The organism is Streptomyces sp. HUAS YS2, assembly GCF_033343995.1.
Taxonomy (GTDB): Bacteria; Actinomycetota; Actinomycetes; order Streptomycetales; family Streptomycetaceae; genus Streptomyces; species Streptomyces solicathayae.
The window spans coordinates 4,984,101-4,997,958 of sequence record NZ_CP137573.1; the positions used below are offsets into that span (position 1 = coordinate 4,984,101).

General features: G+C 72.3%; 15 protein-coding genes and 1 tRNA gene. 9 read left to right on the forward strand and 7 right to left on the reverse strand.

Annotated elements, in window-relative coordinates:
- The first annotated feature begins 39 nt into the window (after positions 1-39).
- Positions 40-540: a DUF1269 domain-containing protein gene (locus R2D22_RS23070; RefSeq protein WP_318106556.1), complete on the forward strand. Its 501-nt coding sequence runs from the start codon at positions 40-42 to the stop codon at positions 538-540.
- A gap of 13 nt (positions 541-553) precedes the next feature.
- On the opposite strand, the gene R2D22_RS23075 is transcribed toward R2D22_RS23070, so the two are convergent.
- Positions 554-934 (reverse strand): hypothetical protein, encoded by a 381-nt coding sequence (locus R2D22_RS23075; protein WP_318106557.1) that lies wholly within the window; start codon positions 932-934, stop codon positions 554-556.
- A gap of 283 nt (positions 935-1,217) precedes the next feature.
- Positions 1,218-1,289, reverse strand: a tRNA-Cys gene (locus R2D22_RS23080).
- A 170-nt stretch (positions 1,290-1,459) separates the two neighbouring features.
- Between R2D22_RS23080 and R2D22_RS23085 the strand changes: the two genes are divergently transcribed.
- From R2D22_RS23085 to R2D22_RS23110, 6 genes are all read left to right on the forward strand, one after another.
- Entirely contained in the window at positions 1,460-2,920 is a 1,461-nt protein-coding gene (locus R2D22_RS23085) for an MFS transporter (RefSeq protein WP_318106558.1), read from the forward strand.
- Between the two features lie 223 nt (positions 2,921-3,143).
- Positions 3,144-3,332 (forward strand): hypothetical protein, encoded by a 189-nt coding sequence (locus tag R2D22_RS23090; RefSeq protein WP_318106559.1) that lies wholly within the window; start codon positions 3,144-3,146, stop codon positions 3,330-3,332.
- Positions 3,329-3,724, forward strand: a complete 396-nt coding sequence (locus tag R2D22_RS23095) for a type II toxin-antitoxin system death-on-curing family toxin (RefSeq protein WP_318106560.1) — start codon at positions 3,329-3,331, stop codon at positions 3,722-3,724. Before R2D22_RS23090 ends, R2D22_RS23095 begins: the two co-directional genes overlap by 4 nt.
- A 108-nt stretch (positions 3,725-3,832) precedes the next feature.
- The gene (locus R2D22_RS23100) at positions 3,833-5,626 is read left to right on the forward strand and encodes a DEAD/DEAH box helicase (protein WP_318106561.1); all 1,794 of its coding nucleotides are present in this window, start codon (positions 3,833-3,835) and stop codon (positions 5,624-5,626) included.
- Between the two features lie 322 nt (positions 5,627-5,948).
- Positions 5,949-6,590: an IclR family transcriptional regulator gene (locus R2D22_RS23105; protein ID WP_318106562.1), complete on the forward strand. Its 642-nt coding sequence runs from the start codon at positions 5,949-5,951 to the stop codon at positions 6,588-6,590.
- Between the two features lie 93 nt (positions 6,591-6,683).
- Positions 6,684-7,478, forward strand: coding sequence for a S16 family serine protease (locus R2D22_RS23110; protein ID WP_318106563.1), 795 nt, complete (start codon positions 6,684-6,686; stop codon positions 7,476-7,478).
- Between the two features lie 27 nt (positions 7,479-7,505).
- Here the strand turns inward: R2D22_RS23110 and R2D22_RS23115 are convergent, their stop codons facing one another.
- The 3 genes from R2D22_RS23115 to R2D22_RS23125 form a co-directional block, all read right to left on the reverse strand.
- Complete coding sequence (locus R2D22_RS23115) at positions 7,506-7,679, reverse strand: hypothetical protein (protein ID WP_318106564.1); 174 nt, start codon at positions 7,677-7,679, stop codon at positions 7,506-7,508.
- A 13-nt stretch (positions 7,680-7,692) separates the two neighbouring features.
- Positions 7,693-8,265: an ArsR/SmtB family transcription factor gene (locus tag R2D22_RS23120; RefSeq protein ID WP_318106565.1), complete on the reverse strand. Its 573-nt coding sequence runs from the start codon at positions 8,263-8,265 to the stop codon at positions 7,693-7,695.
- A 102-nt stretch (positions 8,266-8,367) separates the two neighbouring features.
- Positions 8,368-8,841, reverse strand: coding sequence for an Lrp/AsnC family transcriptional regulator (locus tag R2D22_RS23125; protein ID WP_318106566.1), 474 nt, complete (start codon positions 8,839-8,841; stop codon positions 8,368-8,370).
- A 121-nt stretch (positions 8,842-8,962) separates the two neighbouring features.
- Here R2D22_RS23125 and hppD point away from each other — a divergent pair, with 121 nt between their 5' ends.
- Entirely contained in the window at positions 8,963-10,108 is a 1,146-nt protein-coding gene (gene hppD / locus R2D22_RS23130; RefSeq protein WP_318106567.1) for a 4-hydroxyphenylpyruvate dioxygenase, read from the forward strand.
- A 139-nt stretch (positions 10,109-10,247) separates the two neighbouring features.
- On the opposite strand, the gene R2D22_RS23135 is transcribed toward hppD, so the two are convergent.
- Positions 10,248-11,780: a tetratricopeptide repeat protein gene (locus R2D22_RS23135; protein ID WP_318106568.1), complete on the reverse strand. Its 1,533-nt coding sequence runs from the start codon at positions 11,778-11,780 to the stop codon at positions 10,248-10,250.
- A gap of 98 nt (positions 11,781-11,878) precedes the next feature.
- Between R2D22_RS23135 and R2D22_RS23140 the strand changes: the two genes are divergently transcribed.
- On the forward strand, positions 11,879-13,267 hold the full coding sequence (locus tag R2D22_RS23140; protein WP_318106569.1) for an FAD-binding oxidoreductase: 1,389 nt from the start codon (positions 11,879-11,881) through the stop codon (positions 13,265-13,267).
- 16 nt (positions 13,268-13,283) lie between these two features.
- On the opposite strand, the gene R2D22_RS23145 is transcribed toward R2D22_RS23140, so the two are convergent.
- Positions 13,284-13,802, reverse strand: coding sequence for an SsgA family sporulation/cell division regulator (locus R2D22_RS23145; protein WP_318106570.1), 519 nt, complete (start codon positions 13,800-13,802; stop codon positions 13,284-13,286).
- Positions 13,803-13,858: the final 56 nt, after the last annotated feature.

The following is a 13,858-nucleotide window of genomic DNA, read 5'->3' on the forward strand; positions in this document are numbered from 1 at the left end:
TTTTCGCCTTCCGTGGAATCCGTAGAAGGAGTCAGTCGCATGAGCAATCTGTTCGTCGTCGCCTACAACGACCTCGCCACCGCGAACCAGGTCCGCGACAGGCTGCTGTCCATGAACCGCGAACACCTCGTCGAACTCGAGGACATCGTGGTCGTCGAGCGCCGGGCGAGCGACAACAAGATCAAGCTCCACCAGGCCGTCAACCACACCGCCATGGGCGCGGCGGGCGGCGCGCTGTGGGGGAGCGTCATCGGACTGCTCTTCCTCGTCCCGTTCCTCGGCGCCGCCGTGGGCGCGGCGGCGGGCGCGGCGGGCGGCGCGGTCACCGACACGGGCATCGACGACGGCTTCATGAAGGAGCTCAGCGCCAACCTCCAGCCGGGCGCCGCCGCGGTGTTCACGCTGGTGAAGCACGCGGCCGCGGACAAGGTGGTGCCGGAACTGGCCCAGTACGGCGGCCAGGTGGTGCGGACGTCGCTGAGCAAGGCGGACGAGGAGCACCTGAAGGAGATGGCCCAGGCGGCCCGACCGTCGGCCTGATCCTCTCTCGCGGTCAGTCCTCCTCGGCCGCCGGGCGGCCGAGGAGGAGCGAGACGCCGAGGATCGCGACCCGGGTGATCAGACCGGCCAGCACGATCGCGAGGAACCCGTCCACCCGCAGCTCGAACCCGCCGGCCAGGCCCACCCAGGACAACAGCCACCAGATGAGCGAGTCCTGGACGACGCCGGCGGCGGCGAAGGCGAGCAGGGGCAGGCCGGGGACGAGGGCGGACGGCCCTATGTAGACGACCTGCGTCAGCAGCCCCACGGCGATGAACGCGACCATGTACGAGATGAACGCCTCGGAGCCGGATCCGAGGGTGACGCCGGGCAGGAGCCCGGCAAGGCCGACGCCCACGAGGGCGCCCAGCTTGCGACCGGCCGTAACTGTCATGGCGGGACTGTCGCACGGCGGGGGTGATCTTGTGAAGATCGTGCGGATGAATTTCGAAGGGCCTGAGGAGACTCCCCAGGCCCTTCGGTGTGCGAGTCGGGGGCGCCCCCACTTGAGACCGTGATCGGAATCGAACCGACGCTGTGTTTCCCGGGGGCGACCCCCGGACCCCCGGCAGAGGTCGGGGCGCCCCCTCTTGAGACCGTGATCGGAATCGAACCGACGCTGTGTTTCCCGGGGGCGACCCCCGGACCCCCGGCAGAGGTCGGGGCGCCCCCACTTGAGACCGTGATCGGAATCGAACCGACGTAACTCGAGTTGCAGTCGAGCCCCTGAACCACTCGGGCACACGGTCGTGTTGTGCTCTGGAACGACCGTAGGCGCGGCGCTGTGGCGGGCTCAAGGGAATCGCGGGCGCCGCAACACGACTGCCATGTGCCGTTCACGGTCGTACGACCAAGGTCCGAGGTCACTCCCTGCTCACGACAGGGCCCACCCCGCCCTACGCCCCTTACGCTGGACGTCATGAGCGCCCTGGACCCACGCGACACCGACGTCGCACCCGCACCGCCCGCACCCGCCGCCGGAACCCCCGGCGGCGGGGTTCTCGACCGGGCCCACCGGGCGCTCAGCATCGGGATCGTCTCCGTCGTCCTGCTGATCGCCTTCGAGGCGACCGCCGTGGGCACCGCGATGCCGGTCGCCGCGCGGGAGCTGAACGGCGTCTCCCTGTACGCCTTCGCCTTCTCCGCGTACTTCACCACCAGCCTCTTCGCGATGGTGCTGTCCGGGCAGTGGTCCGACCGCAGCGGCCCGCTCGCGCCGCTCGCGGCCGGGATGTCCGCGTTCGCCGCCGGACTGCTGCTGTCCGGCACCGCCGGGACGATGTGGCTGTTCATCGTCGGCCGGGCCGTGCAGGGCCTCGGCGGCGGACTGGTGATCGTCGCGCTGTACGTCGTCGTCAGCCGCGCGTACTCCGAGGCGCTGCGGCCCGCGATCATGGCGGCGTTCGCCGCGAGCTGGGTCGTGCCGTCGGTGGTCGGGCCGCTCGCGTCCGGGACGATCACGGAGCACCTGGGGTGGCGCTGGGTCTTCGTCGGCATCCCGGCGCTCGTGGTCTTCCCGCTGGCGCTCGCGCTGCCGGCGATCCGGCGCACCGCGTCGGGTCCGGCGGACCCGACCGCGCCGCTGCCGCCGTACGACCGGCGGCGGATCCGGTTGGCGCTGGGCATCTCGCTGGGCGCGGGCCTGCTCCAGTACGCCGGGCAGGACCTGCGCTGGCTCTCGCTGCTGCCCGCGGCGGCGGGCGCGGCGCTGCTCGTCCCGTCCGCGCTGGGACTGCTGCCGAAGGGCACGTTCCGGGCCGCGCGGGGGCTCCCGGCGGTGGTGCTGCTGCGGGGGATCGCGGCGGGGTCGTTCATCGCCGCGGAATCGTTCGTGCCGCTGATGCTCGTCACGGAGCGCGGGCTCAGCCCCACGCTGGCGGGGCTGTCGCTCGCGGTCGGCGGGCTGACCTGGGCGCTGGGCTCGTACCTCCAGGCGCGGCCCTGGATGGAGCCGTACCGGGACCGCACGCTGGTGGCCGGAATGATCCTGGTCGCGGCGGCGATCGCGGGTGCCCCGAGCGTCCTGATCCCGTCGGTGCCGGCCTGGACGGTCGCGGTGGCGTGGGCGTTCGGCTGCCTCGGGATGGGCGTGGTCATCGCCTCGACGAGCGTGCTGCTCCTGGAGCTGTCGGCGCCGGAGGAGGCGGGCGCGAACTCGGCAGCCCTGCAGATCTCGGACGGCCTGTCGAACGTCCTTCTGCTCGCGGCGGGCGGTGCGGCGTTCGCCGCGCTGGGCGGCGGCCTGGTGGGCGCGACGGCCCACGGCGCCGCCGCGGCCGGCGGCGCCGGCTCCCACCCGACGGCCTTCGCGGCGGTCTTCCTGCCGATGGCGGCGGTGGCGGCGGCGGGCGCGTGGGTGGCCACGCGGCTGCGCGCGTAGGCCGGCCCGGCGGCCCGGGCCCGGGGGCGACGTGGACGTCGACCGACGGTCCCTCCGCCCGCGCGGTGTTTCCCGCTCGCACCGCCCGTGCGGCGTCGCGTCGTCCGACGGTCCTCCCGCCGGAGGTGTCGGCCGACGGCGGTCGCGGGCCGTCGCGACTGCCGGTCCGCCCCCCCGTAAACCCCGTCGCGCCCACTCCCTCCCGCCCCTACGCTCCGTGGTCATGCAGGAGATCACCGTTTCTGTTCCGCCCGAGCTCGTCGATCTGGCCGATGCCCGGGGGGTCAGTGTCGAGGCGCAGGTCGAAGAGGCCATGGGGCGGTTTCTGGCCACCAAAGACGCGCTCGTGCGGCACGAGGCCATGCGGCTCGCGCTGCGCCACGCGTCGCTGCTGAGGAGGCTCGGGGAATGAGCACCGCCACCGGGCCCACCCGCTTCCTCACCGTCCACGAGGTCACCGAGATCGCCCGGATCGCTTTCACCGGCGACGGCGTGCCGGAGCTGCGCGCGCCCGGGCTGCTGGAGTCCGCCGTGCACCGGCCCCGCGCGCGGATGTTCGGCGAGAGCGCCTACCGCGACCGGTACGAGCAGGCCGCCGCCCTGCTGCACGCCATCGCCGCCAACCACCCCTTCGTCGACGGCAACAAGCGCGCCGCCTGGCTGGCCGCGGCCGTCTTCCTCGGGATCAACGGAGTCGATCTGGCGGGCGTCGACCTCGATCGCGCATACGACCTGGTCATCGAGGTGGCCGCCGGCGAGCTCGCCGACATTCCGGACATCGCGCGACGCGTCCGGGAGTTGTGAGGACCGTCTCAAGCGCACCCGCCACGCCCTCGGGCGGGGTGGGTCGCACCGGTCGCACCGGTAAGGTGGCCCGGTTGTCATATCTGGACGAGCGTCGAACCGGAGACCGTGACTACCACCGCCACCTCCTCCCATCACCTCTCTCCCGCCTTCCCCGGCCGCGCCCCCTGGGGCACCGCCAACAAGCTGCGTGCCTGGCAGCAGGGGGCCATGGAGAAGTACCTCCAGGAGCAGCCCCGCGACTTCCTCGCGGTCGCGACCCCCGGCGCCGGAAAGACCACCTTCGCGCTGACCCTCGCGTCGTGGCTGCTGCACCACCACGTGGTCCAGCAGGTCACCGTCGTCGCGCCCACCGAGCACCTGAAGAAGCAGTGGGCCGCCGCGGCCGCGCGGATAGGGATCAAGCTGGATCCCGACTACAGCGCCGGGCCGCTCAGCAAGGAGTACCAGGGCGTCGCCATCACGTACGCCGGCGTCGGCGTGCGGCCCATGCTGCACCGCAACCGCTGCGAGCAGCGCAAGACCCTCGTCATCCTCGACGAGATCCACCACGCCGGTGACTCCAAGTCCTGGGGCGAGGCCTGTCTGGAGGCGTTCGATCCGGCCACCCGCCGCCTCGCGCTGACCGGTACGCCGTTCCGCTCCGACACCAACCCCATTCCGTTCGTGACCTACGAGGAGGGCAACGACGGGATCCGCCGCTCCTCCGCGGACTACACGTACGGCTACGGCAACGCCCTCGGCGACGGCGTCGTCCGGCCGGTCATCTTCCTCTCCTACAGCGGCAACATGCGCTGGCGCACGAAGGCCGGCGACGAGATCGCCGCGCGCCTCGGCGAGCCGATGACCAAGGACGCGATCTCGCAGGCCTGGCGCACCGCGCTCGACGCCAAGGGCGACTGGATGCCGAACGTGCTGCGCGCGGCCGACCAGCGGCTCACCGAGGTCCGCAAGTCCATCCCGGACGCCGGCGGCCTCGTCATCGCCTCCGACCAGGACTCCGCCCGCTCGTACGCCAAGCTGATCCGCGAGATCACCGGCACGAAGGCGACCGTCGTCCTCTCCGACGACACCGGCGCGTCGAAGCGGATCGACGACTTCAGCGAGAACACCGACCGCTGGATGGTCGCGGTCCGGATGGTGTCCGAGGGCGTCGACGTGCCGCGGCTCGCGGTCGGTGTGTACGCCACCACCATCTCGACGCCGCTCTTCTTCGCCCAGGCCGTCGGCCGCTTCGTGCGATCGCGCAGGCGCGGGGAGACCGCGTCCGTGTTCCTTCCGACGATCCCCAGCCTCCTCGGCTTCGCCAACGAGATGGAGGTCGAGCGCGACCACGTCCTCGACAAGCCGAAGAAGGCGGGCGAGGACGAGGACCCGTACGCCGAGTCCGAGAAGGAGATGGCGGAGGCCGAGCGCCAGCAGGACGAGGACACCGGCGAGCAGGACATGCTGCCCTTCGAGGCGCTGGAGTCCGACGCCGTCTTCGACCGGGTGCTCTACAACAGCGCCGAGTTCGGCATGCAGGCGCACCCGGGCAGCGAGGAGGAGCAGGACTACCTCGGCATCCCCGGTCTGCTCGAGCCCGACCAGGTGCAGCTGCTGCTGCAGAAACGTCAGGCCCGGCAGATCGCGCACAGCCGCAAGAAGCCCGACGAGGAGGCCGACCTCCTGGAGCTTCCGGCGGAGCGGCGCCCCGTCGTTTCGCACAAGGAGCTGCTGGAGCTCAGGAAGCAGCTCAACACCATGGTCGGCGCGTACGTGCACCAGAGCGGCAAGCCGCACGGCGTCGTCCACACCGAGCTGCGCCGGGTGTGCGGCGGGCCGCCGAGCGCGGAGGCGACGGCGGGGCAGATCCGGGAGCGGATCAAGAAGGTCCAGGAGTGGGCGACCCGGATGCGCTGAGGCGGCGTGAGGCCCCGATTCCGGGGGCCGCACCCCCGCACGTCTTGGGTGATCTTGTCCGGTGAAGTCGTCAGACCGGCCGACTTAGGCCCCGAACCGGCCGTATCCGGTCGCTCGCGCCCGGATTCTGGACGAGGTCTTCCGCTGAGCGGAGCAGGTCGCTACTGTCCCGGCCAAGCAAACGCCCCGTGGCAGCGCCGCCGCGGAGCGCAGCCGGTACTGCACCCCGTCCGCCGGCGGCCTCTGACGTGCGTCGCCGCGGGACCGGTGTCGCAGCAATCCGTGAGAGTCCGTCGGCACTCACTCCGAAGGAGAGGGCGTCGTGACCGCGGAGACCTCCCAGACGCTCGACCGGGGACTGCGTGTCCTCAAACTGCTCGCCGACACCGACCACGGCCTGACGGTCACCGAGTTGTCCAACAAACTCGGCGTCAACCGGACCGTCGTCTACCGTCTGCTGGCCACGCTCGAACAGCACGCGCTGGTCCGCCGCGACCTGGGCGGCCGGGCCCGTGTCGGGCTCGGCGTGCTGCGGCTGGGCCGCCAGGTCCACCCGCTGGTGCGGGAGGCCGCGCTGCCCGCGCTGCGCTCGCTCGCCGAGGACATAGGCGCGACCGCGCACCTGACGCTGGTCGACGGGGCGGAGGCGCTCGCCGTCGCGGTCGTCGAGCCGACCTGGACGGACTACCACGTGGCGTACCGGGCGGGCTTCCGGCACCCGCTTGACCGCGGGGCCGCGGGCCGCGCGATCCTCGCCGCCCGGCAGGGCGGCCTGACGGAGCCCGGCTTCACGCTCACCCACGGCGAACTCGAAGCGGGCGCGAGCGGCGCGGCGGCCCCCCTGGTCGGCGTCACCGGCCTGGAGGGCAGCGTCGGCGTCGTCATGCTCGCCGACGCGGTCCCGGAACGCGTGGGCCCCCGCGTGGTCGACGCGGCCCGCGAGGTCGCGGACGCCCTGCGCTAGGTCGTGGCGGGGCCGCCCACCGGCCGGGCCGGCCCCGTCCGCCGGGCACCCCGCCCCCGACGCCTTGCGGAGGGGAACCCGTATCTTGGGGGCGTGCTCAGCAATCTCTCCCGTCCTCGTGCCCTGGCGCTCTGCGCGCTGCCCGTCGCCGCGCTCGTCGCCGTCGCCGGGTTCGCGCCGCTGCCGTTCGCGGTGGCGCAGCCGGGGACGACCGCCGACGTGCTCGGCGAGGACGAGGGGAAGCCGGTCATCACGATCACCGGCGCGCCGGTGCGGCCGACCAAGGGCCAGCTGCGGATGACCACGATCCTGGCCACCGGCCCCAGCACCGAGGTCGGGATCGGCGACGTCGTCGACGCGTGGTTCCGCACCGACCGGTCCGTGCTGCCGCACGACCTGGTGTACCCGTCGGGGCAGTCCGACGAGGAGGTCGAGCAGCACAACCTCGACCAGATGAAGGAGTCCCAGGACGCCGCCGCGCTCGCGGCCCTGAACTACCTGGGCAAGAGCCCGAAGGACGTGAAGGTCACCCTCCACCTGGAGGACATCGGCGGCCCCAGCGCCGGCCTGCTGTTCTCCCTCGGGATCGTCGACAAGCTCGACGGGAACGGCGCGGGCGGCGACCTCACCGGCGGCCGTGTCGTCGCCGGCACGGGCACGATCAAGGCCGACGGCACCGTCGGCGCCGTCGGCGGCGTGTCCCTCAAGACGCAGGCCGCCGGCCGGGACGGCGCCACCGTGTTCCTCGTGCCGAAGGCGGAGTGCTCGGACGCCGAGGCCGAGCTGCCGAAGGGCATCCGGCTGATCCCGGTCTCGACGCTCAAGGACGCCGTGGCGTCCCTCACCGCCCTGGGGAAGGGTCAGGAGGCCAAGGTCCCCAGCTGCTGACCGGACGGCGCCGGGGCCGGCTGCCGCTCAGGCCGCCAGCACGACGCGTCGCGGCTCCGGCGTGGCCAGGCGCAGCCCCCACTCGACCAGTTTCCAGCCGAGCTGGACGCGTACGGAGGTCCGGGGGAGCGCCCCCGCCGCCTCCTGGCGGAGGTCGGCGGCGCGCATCTCGTGCAGCGTGAGGTGGATGTCGGAGTGCATGGCGGCGGTCCTCTCAGTCGTTCTTCTGCGGGAAGGCGTGAAAGTGGATCCGCGCGCGCTCGGCGTCCGCCGGCGTGGCCCGCCGGTAGCCGTCGAGCAGTTCGTGGATCTTCGCGTTGATCTCGCGCAGCTCCTCCGGGGTGACGTTCAAGGTGAAGTCACTCATGTCGGAGGCGCCGCCCCACTCGTCCGACCAGTCGCTCCGGGTTGCGATCCAGGTCGACAGCTCCTGCTGGTGGACGGTCGCGATCTCGTGCAGGTAGACGTCGGCGGCGCCCCGGGTCTCCGGACCGCGGTCCTTCAGGAGCGACTCGTCGAACGCCGTCCCCTGCTGCGCGGCCCGCCACCACCGCTCCCGGCCCTTGCCGCGCTCCGGGTCGTCCTCGACGAAGCCGTGCGCGGCGAGTTGCCGCAGGTGGTAGCTGGTGGCGCCGCTGGACTCGTCGAGCCGCTCGGCGAGTTGGGACGCGGTGGCCGGTCCGTGCCGGCGCAGCGCCTGGAGGAGGCGGATGCGCAGGGGGTGGGCGAGTCCGCGCAGTGACCGTGAGTCGAGTACGCGAGCCTCGGAGTTCTCGGATTCGGGCATGACTCGACCCTAAGCGTGCAAAGGAGTCTCTGCAAGCTTTTCTTTGCATCAATCTCTTTGCATGGACTTCTTTGCGGGAACTCCTTTGCGTCCCGCCGCCCCCTACCGTTCGTCCTCCGCCGCCTGCTGCACCAGCGGGACGATCCGCAGCGGAACCGGGTTCTCCATCACGATCGCCGTCGACGCCCGGACGATCCCGGCGAAGCCCACCACCCGGTCGATCACCCGCTGCAGATCCGCGTTCGAGCGCGCCACCAGCCGGCACAGCATGTCCCCGTGGCCCGTCGTCGTGTGCAGCTCCAGCACCTCCGGCACGGTCGCCAGGTGCGCCCGTACGTCGCCGCCCTGGCCCTGCTTGATCTCCAGCGTCGCGAACGCGGTCACCGGGTATCCGAGCGCCGCCGGGTCCACGTCCGGCCCGAAGCCGCGGATCACCCCGTTCGACTGGAGCCGGTCCAGCCGCGCCTGGACCGTGCCGCGCGCCACCCCGAGCCGGCGGGACGCCTCAAGCACCCCGATACGCGGCTCCTGTGCCAGCAGTGTCAGCAGCCGGCCGTCCAGATGATCGATCGCCACGGCGTCCTCCCGTTGGTCATCCTGTGCAGAACGTACGTCGATACTGGCCCGTCGCTGAGCAGATTGACCAGTGAATCAGGGAACTATTGCGCAGCTTGTGGAACGGAGAGAGTCTGCGGTCATGACTGAGACCCTCCACACCACCCCGAACACCGCGCGTGAGGCCGATCCCTTCCCGGTCAAGGGAATGGACGCGGTCGTCTTCGCCGTAGGCAACGCCAAGCAGGCCGCGCACTACTACTCCACGGCCTTCGGCATGAAGCTCGTCGCGTACTCCGGACCGGAGACCGGCAGCCGCGAGACGGCGTCGTACGTCCTCACCAACGGCGCGGCCCGTTTCGTGTTCACCTCCGTCATCAAGGCCGCCACCGACTGGGGCACCTTCCTCGCCGAGCACGTCGCCGAGCACGGCGACGGCGTGATCGACCTGGCGATCGAGGTGCCGGACGCGCGCGCCGCGTACGCGTACGCCGTCGAGCACGGCGCCCGCGGCCTCACCGAGCCGTACGAGGTGAAGGACGAGCACGGCACCGTCGTCCTCGCCGCGATCGCCACGTACGGCAAGACCCGCCACACCCTCGTCGACCGCTCCGGGTACGACGGCCCGTACCTGCCCGGCTTCATCGCGGCCGACCCGATCGTCGCCCCGCCGGCCAAGCGCACCTTCCAGGCCATCGACCACTGCGTCGGCAACGTCGAGCTCGGCAAGATGAACGAGTGGGTGGCCTTCTACAACCAGGTCATGGGCTTCACCAACATGAAGGAGTTCGTCGGCGACGACATCGCGACCGAGTACTCGGCGCTGATGTCGAAGGTCGTCGCGGACGGCACCAAGAAGGTCAAGTTCCCGATCAACGAGCCGGCGATCGCGAAGAAGAAGTCGCAGATCGACGAGTACCTGGAGTTCTACGGCGGCCCGGGCGTGCAGCACATCGCCCTCGCGTCGAACGACATCGTCGCGACGGTGCGCACGATGCGCGCGGCGGGCGTCGAGTTCCTGTCCGTCCCGGACGCGTACTACGACACGCTGGGCGAGTGGGTCGGCGACACACGTGTCCCGATCGACGAGCTGCGCGAGCTGAAGATCCTCGCGGACCGCGACGAGGACGGCTACCTGCTGCAGATCTTCACGAAGCCGGTCCAGGACCGTCCGACGGTCTTCTTCGAGATCATCGAGCGGCACGGCTCGATGGGCTTCGGCAAGGGCAACTTCAAGGCCCTGTTCGAAGCGATCGAGCGAGAGCAGGACAAGCGCGGCAACCTGTAGGCCGCCGCGCGGTTGCAAGGGCGGCGCCGACGGGGGGTGCCGCCCTTGCGGCGTGAACGCGCCACGGGGTGCGGGTACGAGCATGGGGCGGAGGCGCCCGCAAAGGGCGCCGGGAACGTGTGTCCGCAACGCGGGGGCGTCAGGGGCGCGCCGCGCCCCCGGGCTTCCGCGCCGGCGCGGGCTTCGCGGGCTTCGCGGGCGTCACGGCCTTGGCCGCGTTCGCGGCTCTCGCCGCCTCGGCCGCTCTCGCCGCCTCCGCCGCTGCCGCGGCCTCCCGCGCTCGCCTCGCGTCCTCCATGTCCTTCGGGCCGCCCTCCGGGGGGTCTCCCAGGGCTGCCAGGGCCTCCTTCGCCTTGGGGGCGAGGAGAGGGGAGAAGTACGGGTTGATCCGGAGCGCCTCCCCGATGTGCCGGCGCGCCGCGCCGTACTCGCCGAGCGTGCGCTCGATCTCGCCGCGGTGGTACGCGAAAAGCGCGCTGCGCCGGCCCTCGTCGGTCACCCGCTTCGCGTACGGCAGCGCCTCCTCCGCCTCGCCGGTCCGGTACAGCGCCCAGGCCAGTGCGTCCGCCACCTCCATCGAGCGGTGCCCGCGTGCCCACTCGGCCTTCAATCGCCGTACGCCCTCGTCCGGTTCGCCGTGGTCCGTCTCGAACCGGGCGAGCGTCAGCTCCCCGTTCACGCCCTGCGCCCCGGCCTCCGTCGCCCGCGCCCGCAGCGTCTCGAACTGCGTCGCCGCGTCCCCGTCCAGGCCCTCCGCCTCGTACAACTCGCCTGCCTCCAGGGCGTATTCGGGCAACGGCGTCGCCGCAAGCGCCGCCCGGTAGTCCCGGAACGCCTCCGCCGTCCGCCCCAGCGCCCCCAGCGCCCTCGCCCGGCCCGCCAGCGCCGGCCCGTGCGCGGGGGCCAGCCGCAGCGCCGCCGTGTACTGGGCCACCGCCTCGGCCGGCTCGCCCCGCTCCCAGGCCAGTTCGCCGAGCCGGTGCAGACAGGCCGCCTTCTGCACCGGACTGCCCGCGTACGCCGCCGCCTCCAGCGCTGCCGCGCCCGCGTCCTCGCGCCAGCCCCGGTCCCGGTACATCTGCGCGGCCCGGTCCAGCACCGCCGCACCCGAGTGCAGCCCCTCCAGGGCCGTCATGGCCTTCTGCGCCGCCTGGTAGTCGCCGAGCCCCTTGTACGCGTCGATCAGCACCGGGTACGCCGCCCAGCGCTTCGGGGCCTCCTTGCGCACCCGCTCGCCCCACGCCCTGCCCCGCGCGAAGTCGCCCCGCGCGTTGGCCAGCGCCGCGAGCCCCAGCTGCGCGTCGACGTTCCCGCGCTTCGCCGGCAACACCGCCAGCGACTTCCGCAGCGCCCGCTCGGCCCGCGGGAAGTCCTCCGCCTCCGCGAACCGCGTGCCCCGCTCCGTGTACGCCGCCCCGAGCACCGCCCAGGAAGCCTCGTCGCCCGGGTGCTCACGCAGCCAGGTCCGCCGGTCCCCGATCAGCGCCACCAGGTCCGGCAGCGCCGCCGGCGCCCCTGCGGTCACCGCCGTCATGGCCCGGCCGGCCGGGCCGGGCAGCGGCTCCGGCCCGTCGTCGAACAGATCGGGCCCGTACACCAGCGCCGCCCCCGCGACCGCCACCGCGCACACCCCGGTGACGAGCACCTTCCGTGAGACGTTCAGCGTCTTCATGGCGCTCACTTTGCGCCTGTACGAAGAGCACACCGAGCGCGTCGAACCCGAACGTCCGGCGGGTTCACACCGATGGCCCCGAGTGCCACGCTGGAGGCATGGACGATCTTCAGCCGACCGCCGAACGACTCCACGAGCTCCTGCGCGCGGGCCTGCCCGCCGAGGCCCTCCTCGACGACCCCGACGTCATGGCCTCGTACGCGCACGACATGGCGAGCTTCTGCCCGGCCGGCGCCCCCGCCGCCGTCGTGCTCCCGCGGACCGTCGAGCAGGTCCAGCACGTCATGCGGGTCGCGACCGAACTGCGTGTCCCCGTCGTTCCGCAGGGCGCCCGCACCGGCCTGTCCGGCGCCGCCAACGCCTCCGACGGCTGCATCGTGCTGTCGCTCGTCAAGATGGACCGGATCCTGGAGATCAACCCGGTCGACCGGATCGCCGTCGTCGAACCGGGCGTCGTCAACGCGGTGCTCTCGCGCGCCGTCGACGAGCAGGGGCTGTACTACCCGCCGGACCCGTCCAGCTGGGAGATGTGCACGATCGGCGGCAACATCGGCACCGCGTCCGGCGGCCTGTGCTGCGTGAAGTACGGGGTGACGGCGGAGTACGTGCTCGGACTCGACGTCGTGCTCGCCGACGGCCGGCTGATGTCCACCGGCCGGCGCACCGCCAAGGGCGTGGCCGGGTACGACCTCACCCGGCTCTTCGTCGGCTCGGAGGGAAGTCTGGGCATCGTGGTCAGGGCGGTCCTGGCGCTCAAGCCGCGCCCGCCGCGGCAGCTCGTGCTCGCCGCCGAGTTCGGCTCGACGGCGGCGGCCTGCGCGGCGGTCTGCGCGATCATGGAGGCCGGCCACACCCCCTCGCTGCTGGAGATCATGGACCGCACCACGGTCCGGGCGGTCAACAAGCTGGCGAACATGGGTCTTCCGGACAGCACCGAAGCTCTGCTGCTGTGCGCCTTCGACACTCCGGACCCGGCCGCCGACCTGGCCGCGGTCGGCGTGCTGTGCACCGCGGCCGGCGCGACCGAGGTGGTCCCCGCCGAGGACGTGGCGGAGTCCGAACTCCTCCTGCAGGCCCGCCGGCTCTCGCTCACCGCCCTGGAGGCGGTGAAGTCGGCGACGATGATCGACGACGTGTGCGTGCCCCGGACCAAGCTGGCCGCCATGCTCGACGGCACCGCCGCGATCGCGGAGAAGTACGGCCTCACCATCGGCGTGTGCGCCCACGCGGGCGACGGCAACACCCATCCCGTCGTGTGCTTCGACCACACCGACGAGGACGAGTCGCGCCGGGCCCGCGAATCCTTCGACGAGATCATGGCGCTCGGTCTGGAACTGGGCGGAACGATCACCGGCGAGCACGGCGTCGGCACGCTGAAGAAGGAGTGGCTGGCACGGGAGTTGGGGCCGGTGGGCGTGGAGCTGCAGCGGGGTATCAAGCGGACCTTCGACCCGCTGGGCCTGCTGAACCCCGGCAAGCTCTTCTGAGACGGGTGGGCGGGCGTCACAGCTCGCCGTCCTGCGACTCGTCCGACGGCCACGGGTCGCGCAGCCACAGGTCGTCCGCAGCGGTCGGGGCGAGCAGCCGGGCGAGTCCGTCGTCGATGCCGAGCCGGTCGGCCTCGGTGCCCGGCGGGACGGCGCGCAGCGTCCGCTCCAGCCACGCGGACACCTGCGCCGACGGGGCCTCCAGGAGCGCGTCCCCGTCCGGCGAGGACAGCGCCATCAGCACCACGCTGCGGCCCTCGACCTTCGTCGGCCAGATCCGCACGTCCCCGTGGCCGCACGGCCGGAACACGCCCTCGACGAGCAGCTCGCGGGCGAACGTCCAGTTGACCGGGTGCTCCGAGCCGATGTGGAAGGCGATGTGCACGGCGAACGGGTCGTCGGCGCGGTAGCCGAGCCGGGCGGGCACGGGGATGCTCCGCTCCGGCGACAGCACCAGACGCAGCTCCAGATCGCGCTCCACGACGGGGTTCTCGGCGGTGTTCTCGGTGTGCTCGGAGTTCTCGATGTTGCGCACGGTCCTGCTCCCTCGTCTCGTGCGGCCCCGGGCGGGCCTGCACAAGGAGAGAGCGG